Origin of the sequence: Pseudoalteromonas sp. K222D (assembly GCF_017653575.1) — a bacterium.
In the GTDB taxonomy this organism is placed as follows: Bacteria; Pseudomonadota; Gammaproteobacteria; order Enterobacterales; family Alteromonadaceae; genus Pseudoalteromonas; species Pseudoalteromonas nigrifaciens.
On record NZ_JAGGDL010000005.1, the window covers coordinates 30498 to 45790 of the forward strand.

Consider the following 15293-nt stretch of genomic DNA (forward strand, 5'->3'; position numbering starts at 1 on the left):
ATTTTTTATTCAGATTAACATAGTTGTTTAAAGTGGTATTTTCTTTGAGTTAAAAGGTTATAAAAGTGGGTTAAGTTAATGGCAATAAAAAAGCCCGCAAGCGGGCTTTTTAAAAGGTGTAAATTAGTTAACTAATTAGTCTACTAAACCACGGCGCTTAAGAAGTGCGTCGGTAGTTGGTTTTTGACCTCTAAATTCAATGTAGCTTTGCATTAAGTCGCGGCTATTGCCTTTAGATAGGATTTCTTTACGGAACTTATCGCCATTTTTGCGCGTTAAGCCACCGTTGTTTTCCATATGGGCAAAGGCGTCGGCTGCAAATACTTCAGTCCAAAGGTACGCGTAGTAACCTGCAGAGTAACCACCGGCAAAAGTGTGGCTAAAGTAGTTTGATTTATAACGCGGTGGTACAGGGTAGTAAGCAATACCATGTTTTTCTAGCGCGCTTTGCTCAAACTCTTCTACATCAGCTATTTTTTTATCAGAACCAAATGAATGCCATTCCATATCAAGCAATGCCGCAGCTAAGTACTCAGTAGTACCAAAGCCTTGGTTGAATTTTTGTGATTCTAACATTTTGTTAAGCAAGTCTTGTGGAATTGGCTCACCAGTTTTGTAGTGCTTAGCGTAGTTAGCTAATACAGTCGGTTCAATCATCCAGTCTTCATTTGCTTGAGAAGGAAACTCAACAAAGTCACGCGCTGTTGCTGTGCCCGCTAGGCTTGGGTACTTAACATCTGAGAATAAACCATGCGCCGCATGACCAAACTCATGGAACAAAGTAGATACTTCGTCAAACGTTAATAATGTAGGCTGACCTGCTGCTGGTTTTGGAATGTTTTGCGCGTTGTAGATAACAGGTTTAGTGTTTTTTAAACCACTTTGTCCTACGTATGCACTCATCCAAGCACCGCCACGCTTACCTTCACGTGCGTATGGGTCCATGTAAAATAAACCAATTGCACTGCCATCAGCATTAAATACTTCAAAGGTAGTTACATCTTCGTGGTAAACCGGCAGATCTTTACGTTCTTTAAAGGTAATACCGTATAGTTTTTCCATAGCGAAGAATAAACCATTATGAATTACCGATTGTAATTCAAAGTAAGGTTTAACTAGGGCTGGGTCTAGGTTGTACTTTTCAGCACGTACTTTTTCAGCGTAAAAAGCCCAATCCCACGGTTTAAGTTCAAAACTTTCGCCAGAATCGTTAATTACTTTTTGAATTGCTGCAGCTTCAATTTTTGCTTTTTCAACTGCTTTAGGTGCAAGGTCATCTAAAATGCCGTAAACATTTTCAGTGGTTTGCGCCATACGCGAAGTCATTACATAAGAAGCCCAATCTTTATAGCCTAAAAGCTCTGCTTTTTGAGCGCGTAGGTTGGTTTCTTTAATAATAATAGGGCCGTTAGTTTTAGCCGCACGCTTAGTTGAAGCTGTAAACACTTGCTCGCGTAAGTCGCGGTTTTCTAGGCTACTTAAAATTGGCTGCTGCGTGGTGTTTACTAAAGTGATCATGTAACCGGTTTTGCCTGCTTTTTTAGCTGCATCGGCTAGACTTGCAATTTCGCCTTCAGAAAGACCGGCTAATTTACTTTTATCGGTAACAACAATTACGTCTTCTTTAAACGATTTTAAAACGTTTTGTGAAAATGCCGTTGAAAGCTTAGCAAGCTCAGAGTTAATTTCACGCATTTTTGCTTTTTCAGCGTCGTTTAATTTGGCACCCGCTTTAACAAACTGTTTGTAGTAAAAATCAACAAGACGCTGATCTTCTGCATTTAGTTTGCTTTTATTGTCGTAAATAGTTTGTACGCGTTTAAATAATGCGCCATTTAAGTAAATGTCGTCTGAGTGCGCTGAAAGTACAGGCGCCATTTTCTCATCGATACGTTGATATTCACTGTCAGAAATTAATCCTGATAAGTTATAAAACGCAGTAGATACGCGATTTAATAACTCACCCGACAGCTCCATTTCAACTAACGTATTTTTAAATGTAGCTGGGGCAGGGTTGTTAGCAATTGCTAATACTTGTGCTTTATGCTGAGCAATACCGGCATCGAAAGCAGCTTCGTAATCTTTAGTAGAGAACTTATTAAATTCTGGTGCCATATATTGTAATGGGCTTGATTTGAACAATACATTGTTTGCGTTAATGTTTTGCACTTGTGTAGCGCTCTCTTTTGCCATGTTGTTTGAATCGTTTGATGTACAGGCAGATAATACTAAAACACTAGCAATAGTAGTGGCGATCAATGTTTTACGCATAGTAACTCCATAAAAATATTAGCCGAAATAGGCTGTGTGAGTCGAAAAACACAGTTAACTTATCAAATTTAGAGTTATATACAATCATGTTTATCGGTATTAAGCGGGATTTAAACGCAAATTAGCGAATAATAGAGGAAAAGGTGGGTAAAAGTAGCTCTAAATATAAACGTTTGAGCTACTTAGTTAAGTAAATAAGCAAAAAAAGTATCCAAATTTTAATTGTAACCTAGTACAAATTTTTTATCAGAGCTAAAGTTTACCGGTTGCTGTTGGCCAAATTCTTGATTAATAGTTGCCAGTGCTTGTTCTTGTTGAGCGAGTAAAGATAAAATTTTATTACGGTATTCGAGGCTAGTTTCAAATAAATTAAGGTCAACCTGCGGCTGCAAGGTTGCTAGTTTTTGAGCTAAAGTTAGTTGCGTCATAATGTTATCTCCAGTGCAAGTACACTATTTATATAGCACTAAGTACCATAAAAGGTTAGTTGGTTGTATAAATTGATTTTATTCCCCTAATATTATGACGTGCTAAACTTAGCGAACCCTGAACCAGTTTTACTTTTATTTTAGACACACGTTTATAGAGCGGTATCTTCTTACTTATTTGGATAATAAATGACACTAGAACAATTAAATCAAATGCTTGCTTTTGTACTTTTTAGTTACAACGATGTGCAAATTACAGTGGTAAAAGTAATTCAGATCCCATTGATATTATTTACTATGTGGTTTGTGGTTACTCGTATTGGTAAGTTAATAAAAAAATCATTACTTAAACGTAAAATGAACCCTGATGCGGTGCTATTGTTTACGCGAATTTATTTTATTTTAAGTATCGCAATTTTAATTTTCACTTCTTTAGAGGTGTTAAATATACCGCTTACCGCTTTTGCTTTTGTATCGGGTGCTATTGCGATAGGTGTTGGTTTTGGTGCGCAAAATATCATTAATAACTTTATTAGTGGCTGGATATTAATGTGGGAGCGACCAATTCGTATTGGTGATTTTTTAGAGGTTGGCAATGCCAAGGGCGTAGTTGAAACGATAAACACTCGCTCAACCCGTATTCGCCGTAACGATGGCGTACATATGCTAGTACCAAACAGTCAATTATTAGAAAATACAGTAACTAACTGGACGCTAATTGATCGTAATGCACGTACCTCGGTTAATGTGGGTGTAATGTATGGCTCAGATGTTGAATTGGTTGAAAAACTGATGCAACAAGTGCTTGCAGATCATCCGGCAATATTACCCACCTTACCAAAAGCGGTGTTGTTAGATGACTTTGCTGAAAGCGCGATGATGTTTAGTGCTTATTTTTGGGTGTATGCAGAGTCTGAAACGATGTTGCGTCAAGTTCGCAGCGATATTCGTTTTAGTCTTTATAAGCAGTTTAAGTTAAATAATATTAAAATAGCCTTACCACAACGTATTATTCATATTGATGATAAAAAATTCAATACGCCACTGTAATTAGCACCCATTAAATATAAAGAAAAGTGGCTTAGCATTTTGGTGCTAAGCCAACTGAATTAGCGGCTTTGATTTAATTTTTTTAATTTAAGCGCTAAACCAACTATAAGCGCGCCAAATACTATAGCGTATACAGCAACTAACCAAAGCAAGGTTAAAATGCCTGCACCTGGGTTAAATACTAAGTACAGTCCAAATATTATAGAAATAAAACCACTAATAATTAAAATCCATTCGTTACTAATTTCATTACGTAACTTTTGGGCTAAAAATATTTCTACTACACCAATTGCAATCGCCCACGCAGCAACATAATAAAGTAACAATAACGCGGTAAGGTTTGGTGCAAGTAAAGTGACAAAAGCGGCAATAATACTCAGTAAGCCACCAATTAATAATAACATCCAAAAGGGATTTGATTTTTTTGATGTTATGGCAACCCAAACTCTTAATATGCCATCAAATAAAAAATAGCCAGCAAAAACTAATAACATAACTTGCAACGACGCCTCAGGTGCAAACCAGGTTATTAAACCAAACAGCATGGCTATAACACCACGAAGTAAAAGTAACGACCAGTTTTTGGTGAGTGTATTCGTAAGATTCATTTTAATCCTTAAGTAAATAGTATGAGCGCCCAAATAAGGTAGCTATTGTTATTAGCAGGGTCAAACAAGTTTAACACCAAGTCTATATAGCATAATTTTAATTTGAAACAGGTCAAATGTCCGCTATTTTTGTTTTTTAAAGGGTTTATTTTTAATTATTTTAAGAGATGTATTTTTTTGCACAAATTGTTTTTTTTATGTTTCTTTTATGCAGTAAAAGAGCGTCAGGGTGTTATAATATTAACCACTCATTCAGCCTCTTTAATTCGTTTTGCACTCTCGAGAAAGAGGTCCGCGTAGCGTATCGCGAAAAATTGCCTGAGTCCGCTATTGTAAGTGGCGCAACACATCAACCGTTGAACAAGAGTGCACTAAAAAGGTTAATCCCCGACATGAAAGCAATGAAAAGATCTACGTTAGCAACCCTAGTAAATGCAGCGTTACTCTCTGCCGTAGCAGGCACTTCATTTTCTACTATTGCTGCTGAGCAAGCGCCAGCGGTAAAGAAAAATCAATTAGAAGTTATTCAAGTTACTGCTCGTAAACGTGTAGAAAATGCACAAGAAGTACCAGTAGCTGTTTCTGCACTGCAAGGCGATAGCTTGGATGCTTACAGCTCTGCTGGTATGGATATTCGTTTTATGAATGCGAAAATCCCAAGTTTATCAATTGAGTCTTCATTTGGTCGTTCATTCCCACGCTTTTATGTACGTGGTTTAGGTAATACAGATTTCGATTTAAACGCATCACAACCGGTATCATTGGTTGTAGATGAAGTAGTACAAGAAAACGCTATTTTAAAAGGCTTTCCAGTATTTGACGTTTCACGTGTAGAAGTACTACGTGGACCACAAGGTACTTTGTTTGGTCGTAACACGCCTGCGGGCCTTGTTAAATTTGATTCAGTAAAACCAAGCCAAGAATTTGAAGGTTACGGCTCGGTATCTTACGGTAGCCGTGGCGCTGTAGATTTTGAAGGTGCGGTAGGCGGTGGTTTAACTGACCGTTTATCAACGCGTGTATCAGTACTGTGGCAAGATAAAGACGATTACATTGATAGTCGTGCTCCAGGGTTTGAACAAAAAGACGCGCTAGGCGGCTACACAGATAAAGCAGCCCGTATTCAGTTTTTATACGAAGGCGATGACTTCACTGGTTTATTTAACTACCACGTGCGTGATATGGACGGTAAACCAATTGCCTTCTTTGGTAATTCTATCAAGCCAGGTACTAACGATTTAGTTGATGGCTTTGAAAATGACGTGGTTTACCACGATGCGGCATCACGTGCGACGCAGCAAGTTGAGTCAGAAGGTGCGAGCTTAAAGCTTGAGTGGGATTTTAATAATCACACATTAACCTCTATTTCGGCGTGGGAAAGTGCAGAAATATATTCTCGTGCAGACATTGACGGCGCTTATGAGACAGGTTTTAGCTCAGCAGAAAGTGCTGATGGTATTCCAGATCATGATCAGTATACCCAAGAGTTACGCTTATCAAGCAACTTTGCTGGCGATATAAACTACCAAGTAGGTGTGTTTTACTTTGATGAAGCGCTGACAATTGAAAATTTCAGCTATGATACGTTTTCATCACCTGCAGGTAATGAAACCGGTTATGTAATACAGCAACAAGATACAAAAGCATGGGCGGTATTTGGCTCAGTTGATTACACGATTAGCGATGATTTAAAAGTAACTGCAGGTCTGCGTTATTCAGACGATGAAAAAGAATTTTCTGCAAACCGTACTCAAAGCCCAATTGGTGCTGGTCCGCTATCTAGTGGACTCATCAATGTAAGTGATGACCATATTAGCTGGGATATTTCAACAAGCTATAAAGTAAATGATGACGTAAACTGGTACACACGTATTGCTAATAGCTTCCGTGCACCTAGCTTACAAGGGCGTATTTTATATGGTAATGATGTAACTACCGCAGAAACAGAAACGGTAACCTCATACGAAACAGGTATTAAGTCAGACGTACTAGACGGTCAAGGCCGTGTTAACGCCACTGTTTTTTACTACACAATGAATGACCAACAGTTAACAGCTGTAGGTGGTGGTGCTAACTTTAACCGTTTGTTAAATGTTGATAAAACCACAGGTTATGGTTTTGAGCTAGATTCTGAGTGGGTGTTAAGTGATGAGCTAAATGCTACATTCAACTTAAGTTATAACAAAACTGAGCTTAAAGATGACACGCTTAGCATAGCAGCTCCAAGCCGCCCAACGTTGACAATTACTAACCCAGTAGTAAATGGCAAAGTATTACTCGATGGTAACAGCTTACCGCATGCTCCAGAGTGGATTTCTAACTTCACATTACGTTATACCAAAGAGCTAGCTGATGGTGAATTCTTTGCTTATGGCGATGTTTCTTATCGTAGCAAAATTAACTTTTTCTTATATGAATCAGTTGAGTTTGAAGGTAAGCCGCTTGTTGAAACTGGCTTACGTGCCGGTTACGCATGGGCAGATGGCGACTATGAATACCAAGTGTCAGCATTTGTGCGTAACTTATTTGACGAGCAACAATCTATTGGTGGCGTAGACTTCAACAATAATACTGTAATGGTTAATGAAGAGCGTTACGTTGGTGTAGAGTTTAAAGTTAACTTCTTTTAAGCTTAAACACTAATAGTAAAAATACTACAGAGCCCGCTTTTATAGCGGGCTTTTTCGTTTATATTCATTAATATTACTGCTAAAGTAGCGTTAATTGATTTGCAAAATAAAGAGATGAAAAATGGCTGGATTTTGGAACTACCGAGTGATTTTTTGTGAAGCCACAAAAGATGAAGCAGCGCAGTATCAAATACATGAAGTAGAATATAACCTTAATGGTAAAGTAACTAATTGGTCTGAAACCGGAGCAGCTCCTTTTGGTACATCGCTTGATGAATTAAAAGCTGATTCTGAGCGATTAAAAACAGCGTTTGAAAAACCTGTTTTAAAAGTGGCGCGTAAAGCGCGTGGTTATGAGTTGGTTGATGTTGAAACAGGTGAAGAAGCCACTGGTGAGCCACCGGCGGGTTTAACGGAGTAATTTATAAACATATTAAAGGCGCTTAGGCGTCTTTTTTAGCGCTGTGATAAGGAATAAAATGACTTTAAAAGCAGTATTATTTGATATGGATGGCACGTTAGTCGACTCTGAAAGCATGCACTTTGCATGTTGGAGCCAGGTACTTGCGCCATTTAATGTAAACTACGAAGAGGGTGAGTTTTGTCAGCGTTTTTCGGGGCGGCCAACGCTCGAAGCTGCAAGTGAAATAAAGCAACAGCATAACTTATCGGTTAGCAGTGACTATTTAGCCGATGAAAAATACCGTTTATTTGCACAATATGTAAAAACCAATTTACCAGCACTAATGCCTTTTGCAGAACAAGCATTAATAGCGGTTAAAAGCAGCGGCTTAAAAATGGCGTTAGTAACAGGCAGCGCTCGCCACGAAGCAGAACCAATATTAAAAGGGCTTGGCTTTTATGATCTATTTGACGCAGTAGTCACTAAAGATGATGTTATTAATCCAAAGCCAGCCGGAGATCCTTACTTATTAGCACTCAAGCAGATAAATGTAGCTGCTAAAGATGCCATTGCAGTAGAAGATACCTTTACCGGAGTAACTGCAGCAAACAACGCCGCTGTAAGTGTTGTGGCGATTGCTAATAGCCATACGCAAAACCATGACTTTAGCCAAGCCAGTTACCGTATGGATGATCTGCAAGAGTTTTGGCAATGGCTGCAATCTCAACTATAGTTTAAGCCACATTACCTTGCTTGGACGCGCTGATGTTTTATATAAAATTAATTACTTTAATCACAGCAGTACTTTTTAGCTCTATTGTGAATGCAACATTGCCCAAGGTGCTGCTTGCTAAAGTGTATGATGAAACTAAGCACAGCGATGTAAGTAACTATTTAGTTAGTGAAAAGTTTGATGGTGTAAGGGCTATTTGGACAGGCAAACAGTTTGTTACCCGACAAGGTAATGTAATAAACGCGCCTGAATGGTTTACAGCGCCCTTACCTAAAGTATGGCTTGATGGTGAACTGTGGACTAAACATCAGCACTTTGCGGTGCTCAGTGGCATTGTGCGCACTAAAACTCCCAATAATCATGATTGGCAAAGTATTACGTATCAAGTATTTGATATGCCTGATGCAAACGTGCCTTTTAGCCAGCGCTACAGCAATTACAGCCACCTTGTTGCTGGTTTAAATTCACCTCATATAAAAGCTATAAAGCAGCATCAGTTTACTAATAACCAATTATTAACTAACTATTTTAAAAATATAACAGCGCAAGGTGGCGAAGGCGTTATGCTGCATTTAGCAAGCGCAAAACATGCCGATGGGCGCAGCGATGCGCTATTAAAATTAAAGCCCTACTTAGATGCAGAGGCAATAGTGATTGCATACCTACCGGGTAAAGGTAAATACCAAGGCATGTTAGGAGCGTTAAGAGTAAAAACAGCGCAAGGGCAACTGTTTTCAATTGGCACCGGATTTAGCGATGCCGAGCGCGAAAGCCCGCCAGCATTGGGTAGCACCATTACTTATCGATTCCATGGTTTAACAAAAAATGGCTTACCTCGTTTTGCTAGTTTTTTACGCGTGAGAGAGTCACCCTAACAATTATTCAGCCCTATATGAGTATATATTTATTGCTAGGTATGCTAAATTGCGCGGCCTTTTTAGTGATGTATGGTGATATATGTTTGTTGGTTTTGATTATGGTAGTTCTAATTGTGCTATGGGTGTAATGAACGAGGGTAACGTTCAATTAGTGCCGTTAGAGCAAGGAAAACATTACCTACCTTCAACACTTTATACCCACCATAGTGCGTTGGTAGTTGACTATGTTGCCAGGCATTTACAAGGTAGCAGCGATGAGCTTGCGTTTAAAACTCAGCGCCAAGCATTGCTAAATTCATTACCACGAATTAAATCTGACTTAGATTTACACCCCACAGACGAAACCTTATTTGTTGGTCGCGAAGCAATTAGCGAGTATGTGCAATTTCCTGAAGAGGGTTATTTTGTTAAATCACCAAAATCATTTTTTGGCGCTACGGGGTTAAAACAAGGACAAATTAACTTTTTTGAAGACATTGCCACCGCAATGATTTTAAAAATAAAACAACGTGCTGAGCAATCACTAAGCAAAACGTTAACCCAAACCGTTATTGGTCGTCCGGTTAACTTTCAGGCGGTAGGCGGTGAGGAGTCAAATCAGCAAGCAATTGGTATTTTAGAGCGCGCTGCAAAACGTGCCGGCTTTAAAGAAGTCGCATTTTTATACGAGCCACTGGCGGCCGGTATTGATTACGAGAGCAACTTAACACAAAACCAAAAAGTACTGGTTATCGATATTGGTGGCGGTACCAGCGATTGCTCGTTTGTGCAAATGGGGCCAAGCTTTCGGGATAAAAGTGACCGTGACGCTGACTTTTTAGCTCACAGCGGTAAGCGTATTGGTGGAAACGATTTAGACATAGCTTTAAGTTACTATGGCTTGATGCCGCTTTTAGGCTTAGGCAGTACGTTTAAATCAGGGCTACCTTTGCCTAATCAAGCTTTTTGGCAAGCCTGTAAAATTAACGATGTAAACTTACAAAGCCAATTTTATAGTGCTAACCATCATAGAGAACTTAGCGCACAATTGCGCGATGTGAGCGCGCCAGAGCTATTTAAACGATTAATACATTTGCAGCAAAATAGGCAAGGGCATCAATTAGTACAACAAGCTGAGGCTGCTAAAATAGCATTAACTTCAGCCACTAATTATAACTGCGATCTTAGCTTTTTAGATGCGTCATTAAGTAAAGATGTTTCAGTCAGTGATTTAGCATTAGCGGTAGATGATAGCATTAGCCAAATAGTCACTTTAGCGAAGCAAGCTATAAATGATGCAGATACTACGCCCGATGTTATTTATTTAACCGGAGGTAGTGCACAGTCGCCCCTTATTAAAGCAGCGCTTAGCCAACATTTAGGCGATATTAAAATGGTTAATGGCGATCACTTTGGTAGTGTAACCGCCGGTTTAACTAAATGGGCTAGCATGCTTTACAGCTAAGCCATTAAATATTAAATATCTATTTGTCGGGTTGCTAAATACTTTTCGTAATCTGGCAAGGTGCGCTCAAGCTCAACATTCATTAATGGCGAGCTTAGGAGCATGTCAGCACTTACTTCATTACAGGCTACTGGTATGTTCCACACTGCCGCTAAGCGTAGTAGTGCTTTTACATCTGGGTCGTGGGGTTGCGATGCCAGCGGGTCCCAAAAAAACACCAGCATATGTATTTCATGCTCAGCAATTTTAGCCCCTAATTGCTGATCGCCACCCATTGGGCCGCTAAGCAATTGAATTACATCTAGCCCTGTGGTTTTATTGATTAAATGCCCTGTGGTGCCTGTGGCATATAATGTATGCTCGCTCAGTGCGTTTAGGTGTTTTATACACCATAATTTTAAAGCCGCTTTTTTACCATCGTGCGCTACTAGTGCAATATTTTTTTTAGCCGGTAGCGATTGTATTTTTTGGTCCATAAAAAATTCTTTTTATTGTTAAAGTAATAAGTTAATAGCAAGGGCAATGAAAACAATGCCGGTGATCCTATCTATCCAAGTTTGGCTATTTGGGTTATCTCTAAAAAAGCGCGCAATTTTATCGCCAAAATAAATATAAGCGCAATCAATCGGAAAAGCAAAAAGCGGATACAGCAAACCAAAAAAGGCGAGCTGAAAAGTAGCCGAAGAAAGTGCTGGATCAACAAATTGTGGAATAAACGCGATAAAAAATAATGCCACTTTAGGGTTAAGTACTTCGGTCATCATGGCTTGAAACATTACATTTTTACTTTTCTTCGTAGTCATATGTGGTTTGTCTGATTGCTCAATAGGCTCTTTTATAAAAGTGCTTTTAAGCATCATTATCCCTAAGTAGCACAAATAAGCAGCGCCTGCATATTGCACTGCACTATAAGCTACCTCAGAGGCTTTAAGTATGGCGGTTAAGCCAACAACAGCAAAAAATGTATGTACTACTCCACCGAGGGCAAAACCAAACGCACTTTGCATTCCTGCCGTACGGCCATTAGCAAAGGTTTGTGCCATTAAAAAGGCATTAGAAGGCCCTGGGGCCACCGCAATTAAAAAGCTAGCCAGTAAAAAAGAAACTAAAAAATCAGGGTTTATCATGATCAGCCTTGAGTTGGGTGTAAAGCATGTCCTTTTTTACTTATTAAAATAAGCCAAAGAGGAAGTAACAATAGTAAATGAAAGGCTATTAGCCATGGTGTAGTTAACCCTAAAAACTGTGTTGCAAACACTAATATACTCGCACCACTCATTTGCATTGCGCCAAGTAGCGCTGAAGCGGTTCCGGCTTGTTTTGCAAAGCGAGAAAGTGCCATACCAGCTGCTGAGCCTAAACTTAAAGCAAAACCAAGTGCAGCAATAAGCATAGGTAACATAAGTGCCAGCGCGGTTTGTATGGTGCTAAGCGCAAGCATTAATAACCCCGAAAAAATCAATAAACCAACCCCAAGACGCAAAGCACGCTGGCTATTATTTTTAATATACATAGGCGCTATAAAACTCGCCACAATGCTACATACCGCATTGAGTGTAAACCAAAAAGTAAAGTCAGCAACTGTACCGCCTAAGTGAGTAATTAACCAACCCGGCGCAAGTGTTACGTACACCAGTATTGCCGACATTGCGACCATACAAAGTAAGCTATTAAATAAAAATATAGGAGTGCTAATAATGGGCATAAAACGGCGTAAATCTAAAATATGGCCTTGATAGTAGCTGTCTGCTGGGCGTGTTTCTTTAAAAAATAATAAGGTTATAACTAAGCCAAAAATGGCAAAAAAAGTTAAAAATAAAAAATTCATCCGCCAGCCAAACTGCACGGTTAACCATGCCCCTAAAATGGGCGCTAATGCTGGAATAAAACAAATAATACCATTTAAATAAGTGATCATTTGCCCACTTCGCTGTGCACCGTATTTATCACGTACTATGGCAAAAGCAACCACAAAAGTGGCACATGCTCCTAATCCTTGTAAAGCACGCGCGAGCAGCAATATATTAAATGAAGGAGCGTAATAGGCTAACAAGGCAGAGCCCGCATACAGGCTAATACCAATGACAGCGACCGGTTTACGACCAAACTTATCGGCAAGGGGGCCTGCAATTAATTGCCCTAAGCCTACAGTGAGCATAAAAATAGCAACACTTTGTTGTACTTGCTGCTCTGAAACAGCAAATTGCTCAGCAATAGTTGGAAATGCAGGTAGGTAAATATCAATAGCCATAGGGCAAAAAATAACGAGTAACGCTAATATAAGTAATAAAGTTAAGTTTGGTTTAGCGGGCTGTGTTTGCATTAGTTCTCCTTTTGTCGCGTATTTTAGGGGGGGACTAATAAAAAAGAAAGGGCTTATGACCCTTAGTATCGTCGACATTGATATTTTTTAATTTAAATAACATGAACTCTGGGTAATAAATCTATCTCAAGCAGATATTTTCAGCGCTAACCGCGCTGAATTTACTTGCAATAGGTCAGCAGTTGACGCGTAAATTCGCCTTATTGTCACTGAAAACCACTGGTTAGAAAAAATAAATTTAAATATAACTATGATTCAATACGTTAGTAAATCTCTTCACCAAAGTTAAGGTTAAATAGCTAAAAGGGACTTTTAAAGACACTACCTTAAACTGGTCTGATGTGTTATTTTTGCAAAAGAATAAACGATGGAAAATAATAATGAGCAATAAATCTTCAGTTTTAACAGCATGGCGTATTGTTAAAAAGCTACCCTTTGGGCACTGGCTATTTACTAAAATAGTCTGTTTTAAAGCGCCATACTTTGGCTCGATGAAGCCTTACATACTTAATTTAAAAGCAGGACATTGTAGTGCGCGGGTTAAAAACCGGCGTAGGGTTCATAATCACATAGGTACAATACATGCAATAGCGCAGTGTAATTTGGCCGAGTTATGTGCTGGAGTGATGGTGGATGCCACGGTACCGGTTAAAACTCACCGTTGGATCCCAAAAGGTATGACGGTACGGTATTTAGCTAAAGTAGATACCGATGTAACCGCTATTGCAGAGATTGATTTACCGCACCAGTGGCTAGATAAAGAAGACTTAGTGGTGCCAGTAAAATTATATAATACCCGCAATGAACTAGTATTCACTGCAGATATTACTATGTACATTACAGCTAAAAAGTAACTAGCTTTTATTAGAGGCTTGTTTATTTACGAATGACAAGCCGATATCGTCCTCGTTAATTAATGGTTTTACATCGCTCACCGGCTTTGACTCATCATTAATGAGTGTTAAGTTTTCTTTTTCAAAGCGCTGTTTTAAATTACCTTCAATAATTGCACCAGCTTCTATACTAAGCGTATCGTGAAAAATATCACCATGCACATGAGCGTTATTTTTAATGTTAACTTCACTGGCATTTAATGAACCAATTATTTTGCCCTTAACAATCACGCTTGTCGCTTCAACAATACCCTCAACTACGCCTGTAGTGCCAATTACTAAATGAGTAGCTTTAATGTCGCCATCAATGCGGCCATCAAGTTGCACTTCACCTTGGCTTATTATTGACCCGGTAAGGCGCATATCTTCTGAAATAATAGAAGGAGCGTGATTAACGCGTTTTAATGAAGCGTTATTTGTTACTTGCTTTTTTTTACCAAACACGAGAGAGCGCCTTTGTTATTTTAAGAGGATTGACATGCTTGCCATCAATAAGCACTTCATAATGTAAGTGAGTGCTGGTACTTCTGCCGGTGCTGCCCATTAAGCCTATTACATCGTGCTTAGTGACTGCTTGGCCTTTTTTTACTTTAACTTTATTTAAATGACCAAAGCGAGTGACTAAGCCATTTTTATGTTCAAGTTCTATAAAGTTACCATAACCGCCATTGCGCCCAGCGCGCAGTACAGTACCGTCGGCAGGAGCAAATATTTCAGTTTTATGCCAGCCGGCTAAATCAACGCCCTTATGAAAGGCGCGGCGACTATTCATTGGATCTTTTCGCAATCCAAAGTTGCTAGAAATATAATACTTTGCAGCTGGCAGCGGTAAGGTATTAGGCAGTTCATTTAAAAAGTTTTCTAAATTATTTAGTAGTAATAATTTATCGGCAATAGCTAAAAATGTGCCAGGAATTTTTGCTTCATCGAATACATCTAACGGACCACCTTGAGCGGTTGTTTGCTCGCTTAATGCTAAATGTTGCGCTAATGCAGACTCTAGCCCTGCACCTTTAAGCATGGCTAAAATGGCGTTATGACGTTGGGTAATTTGACTTTCAAGCGATAAAAAATTTTGCTCGTAGTATTGATTTAGCTGTGCATAGCGAGCAGCGAATGTACTAGGGAGCGTATTTTGCCCCTGTTTACTTTGAGCGCTGTCATCGACTAAAGGTTCATGAAACTCGCTTTGCTCTTCTTCAATAGGAGATTCAAGTTCGTCACCCAGCTTTATAACATCTTTACTAAGAGAAGCAGGAAGAGATTCGATCATGCTTTGGAGTAAAGCTTGTTTTTGTTCAAGCTCAGCTAATTGTGCTATTTGTTCGTCATGGCGTGTTTTTTGCTCGCTGACTTGCTGTTGCCATTGTTTTTGCTCATCGAGTTGAGTTTGCTCAATATCTGATATTTTTGTAGTTTGTGAGTAAACCCGAAAGCTCGAAATACTTACCCAACTAAGAGTAACTAATACAAGTAATACGATAAAAACTTGCAGCCAAGGCGCCAAAACTACATGCTTAACTTCACCATTTTGGCGAATAAGTAGTTGACGAGAGGGAAAAAACTGTTCAAAAAAAGACTTTATAAATATAGGCATGACACATAAATACTGGCTATTAACCAAGCTAAGAT

15 protein-coding genes and 1 other annotated feature are annotated in these 15293 nt (G+C 39.1%); of the genes, 7 read left to right on the plus strand and 8 right to left on the minus strand.

From position 1 onward, the window contains the following. Positions 1 to 135: 135 nt before the first annotated feature. Together J5X91_RS04385 and J5X91_RS04390 are read right to left on the minus strand one after the other, a co-directional pair. Positions 136 to 2271: a M3 family metallopeptidase gene (locus tag J5X91_RS04385; RefSeq protein ID WP_208834135.1), complete on the minus strand. Its 2136-nt coding sequence runs from the start codon at positions 2269 to 2271 to the stop codon at positions 136 to 138. Positions 2272 to 2489: 218 nt separating this feature from the next. Next, positions 2490 to 2699 (minus strand): hypothetical protein, encoded by a 210-nt coding sequence (locus tag J5X91_RS04390; RefSeq protein WP_011328840.1) that lies wholly within the window; start codon positions 2697 to 2699, stop codon positions 2490 to 2492. A 189-nt stretch (positions 2700 to 2888) separates the two neighbouring features. Between J5X91_RS04390 and J5X91_RS04395 the strand changes: the two genes are divergently transcribed. Beyond that, the gene (locus J5X91_RS04395; RefSeq protein ID WP_011328839.1) at positions 2889 to 3749 is read left to right on the plus strand and encodes a mechanosensitive ion channel domain-containing protein; all 861 of its coding nucleotides are present in this window, start codon (positions 2889 to 2891) and stop codon (positions 3747 to 3749) included. Positions 3750 to 3808: 59 nt separating this feature from the next. Here J5X91_RS04395 and J5X91_RS04400 read toward each other — a convergent pair whose 3' ends face one another. Beyond that, complete coding sequence (locus J5X91_RS04400) at positions 3809 to 4357, minus strand: DUF308 domain-containing protein (RefSeq protein WP_197108241.1); 549 nt, start codon at positions 4355 to 4357, stop codon at positions 3809 to 3811. Positions 4358 to 4749: 392 nt separating this feature from the next. Between J5X91_RS04400 and J5X91_RS04405 the strand changes: the two genes are divergently transcribed. The 5 genes from J5X91_RS04405 to yegD all read left to right on the plus strand — a co-directional run bounded on the left by J5X91_RS04405 (position 4750) and on the right by yegD (position 10445). Continuing rightward, positions 4750 to 6987, plus strand: coding sequence for a TonB-dependent receptor (locus J5X91_RS04405; RefSeq protein WP_041454519.1), 2238 nt, complete (start codon positions 4750 to 4752; stop codon positions 6985 to 6987). Continuing rightward, positions 6951 to 7045 (plus strand) — a sequence feature (Trp leader region). Its footprint overlaps the gene before it by 37 nt. 63 nt (positions 7046 to 7108) lie before the next feature. Further along, positions 7109 to 7408, plus strand: a complete 300-nt coding sequence (locus J5X91_RS04410; RefSeq protein WP_011328836.1) for a hypothetical protein — start codon at positions 7109 to 7111, stop codon at positions 7406 to 7408. Between the two features lie 58 nt (positions 7409 to 7466). Beyond that, positions 7467 to 8123 carry an HAD family phosphatase gene (locus tag J5X91_RS04415; RefSeq protein WP_182678363.1) on the plus strand — a complete coding sequence of 219 codons (657 nt, stop codon included), beginning with the start codon at positions 7467 to 7469 and terminating at the stop codon, positions 8121 to 8123. Between the two features lie 32 nt (positions 8124 to 8155). After that, entirely contained in the window at positions 8156 to 8998 is an 843-nt protein-coding gene (locus J5X91_RS04420; protein WP_197108239.1) for a DNA ligase, read from the plus strand. Positions 8999 to 9080: 82 nt separating this feature from the next. After that, positions 9081 to 10445, plus strand: a complete 1365-nt coding sequence (gene yegD, locus J5X91_RS04425) for a molecular chaperone (RefSeq protein WP_208834136.1) — start codon at positions 9081 to 9083, stop codon at positions 10443 to 10445. A gap of 11 nt (positions 10446 to 10456) precedes the next feature. On the opposite strand, the gene J5X91_RS04430 is transcribed toward yegD, so the two are convergent. The 3 genes from J5X91_RS04430 to J5X91_RS04440 are packed head-to-tail and all read right to left on the minus strand — an operon-like array spanning position 10457 to position 12768. Then, the gene (locus tag J5X91_RS04430) at positions 10457 to 10921 is read right to left on the minus strand and encodes a methylglyoxal synthase (RefSeq protein ID WP_011328832.1); all 465 of its coding nucleotides are present in this window, start codon (positions 10919 to 10921) and stop codon (positions 10457 to 10459) included. An 18-nt stretch (positions 10922 to 10939) separates the two neighbouring features. Continuing rightward, on the minus strand, positions 10940 to 11572 hold the full coding sequence (locus tag J5X91_RS04435; protein ID WP_208834137.1) for a LysE family translocator: 633 nt from the start codon (positions 11570 to 11572) through the stop codon (positions 10940 to 10942). A 2-nt stretch (positions 11573 to 11574) separates the two neighbouring features. Continuing rightward, on the minus strand, positions 11575 to 12768 hold the full coding sequence (locus J5X91_RS04440; protein WP_011328830.1) for a multidrug effflux MFS transporter: 1194 nt from the start codon (positions 12766 to 12768) through the stop codon (positions 11575 to 11577). Between the two features lie 380 nt (positions 12769 to 13148). Here J5X91_RS04440 and J5X91_RS04445 point away from each other — a divergent pair, with 380 nt between their 5' ends. Beyond that, the gene (locus tag J5X91_RS04445) at positions 13149 to 13622 is read left to right on the plus strand and encodes a hotdog fold domain-containing protein (protein WP_058373868.1); all 474 of its coding nucleotides are present in this window, start codon (positions 13149 to 13151) and stop codon (positions 13620 to 13622) included. Here the strand turns inward: J5X91_RS04445 and J5X91_RS04450 are convergent, their stop codons facing one another. Further along, a complete protein-coding gene (locus J5X91_RS04450) occupies positions 13623 to 14105 on the minus strand; it encodes a polymer-forming cytoskeletal protein (protein WP_011328828.1) in 483 nt (160 codons plus the stop codon). It abuts the gene before it with no gap. Continuing rightward, positions 14095 to 15258, minus strand: coding sequence for a M23 family metallopeptidase (locus J5X91_RS04455; protein ID WP_197182108.1), 1164 nt, complete (start codon positions 15256 to 15258; stop codon positions 14095 to 14097). The genes J5X91_RS04450 and J5X91_RS04455 overlap by 11 nt, the downstream gene beginning before the upstream one ends. Between the last annotated feature and the right edge of the window lie 35 nt (positions 15259 to 15293).

Bases quoted from the DNA above. Each gene is read 5' to 3' on its own strand.
- yegD (WP_208834136.1), top strand. From the start codon at position 9,081: ATGTTTGTTGGTTTTGATTATGGTAGTTCTAATTGTGCTATGGGTGTA.
- J5X91_RS04440 (WP_011328830.1), bottom strand. From the start codon at position 12,768: ATGCAAACACAGCCCGCTAAACCAAACTTAACTTTATTACTTATATTA.
- J5X91_RS04455 (WP_197182108.1), bottom strand. From the start codon at position 15,258: ATGCCTATATTTATAAAGTCTTTTTTTGAACAGTTTTTTCCCTCTCGT.
- J5X91_RS04445 (WP_058373868.1), top strand. From the start codon at position 13,149: ATGAGCAATAAATCTTCAGTTTTAACAGCATGGCGTATTGTTAAAAAG.
- J5X91_RS04400 (WP_197108241.1), bottom strand. From the start codon at position 4,357: ATGAATCTTACGAATACACTCACCAAAAACTGGTCGTTACTTTTACTT.
- J5X91_RS04385 (WP_208834135.1), bottom strand. From the start codon at position 2,271: ATGCGTAAAACATTGATCGCCACTACTATTGCTAGTGTTTTAGTATTA.
- J5X91_RS04405 (WP_041454519.1), top strand. From the start codon at position 4,750: ATGAAAGCAATGAAAAGATCTACGTTAGCAACCCTAGTAAATGCAGCG.
- J5X91_RS04420 (WP_197108239.1), top strand. From the start codon at position 8,156: ATGTTTTATATAAAATTAATTACTTTAATCACAGCAGTACTTTTTAGC.
- J5X91_RS04430 (WP_011328832.1), bottom strand. From the start codon at position 10,921: ATGGACCAAAAAATACAATCGCTACCGGCTAAAAAAAATATTGCACTA.
- J5X91_RS04410 (WP_011328836.1), top strand. From the start codon at position 7,109: ATGGCTGGATTTTGGAACTACCGAGTGATTTTTTGTGAAGCCACAAAA.
- J5X91_RS04390 (WP_011328840.1), bottom strand. From the start codon at position 2,699: ATGACGCAACTAACTTTAGCTCAAAAACTAGCAACCTTGCAGCCGCAG.
- J5X91_RS04435 (WP_208834137.1), bottom strand. From the start codon at position 11,572: ATGATAAACCCTGATTTTTTAGTTTCTTTTTTACTGGCTAGCTTTTTA.
- J5X91_RS04395 (WP_011328839.1), top strand. From the start codon at position 2,889: ATGACACTAGAACAATTAAATCAAATGCTTGCTTTTGTACTTTTTAGT.
- J5X91_RS04415 (WP_182678363.1), top strand. From the start codon at position 7,467: ATGACTTTAAAAGCAGTATTATTTGATATGGATGGCACGTTAGTCGAC.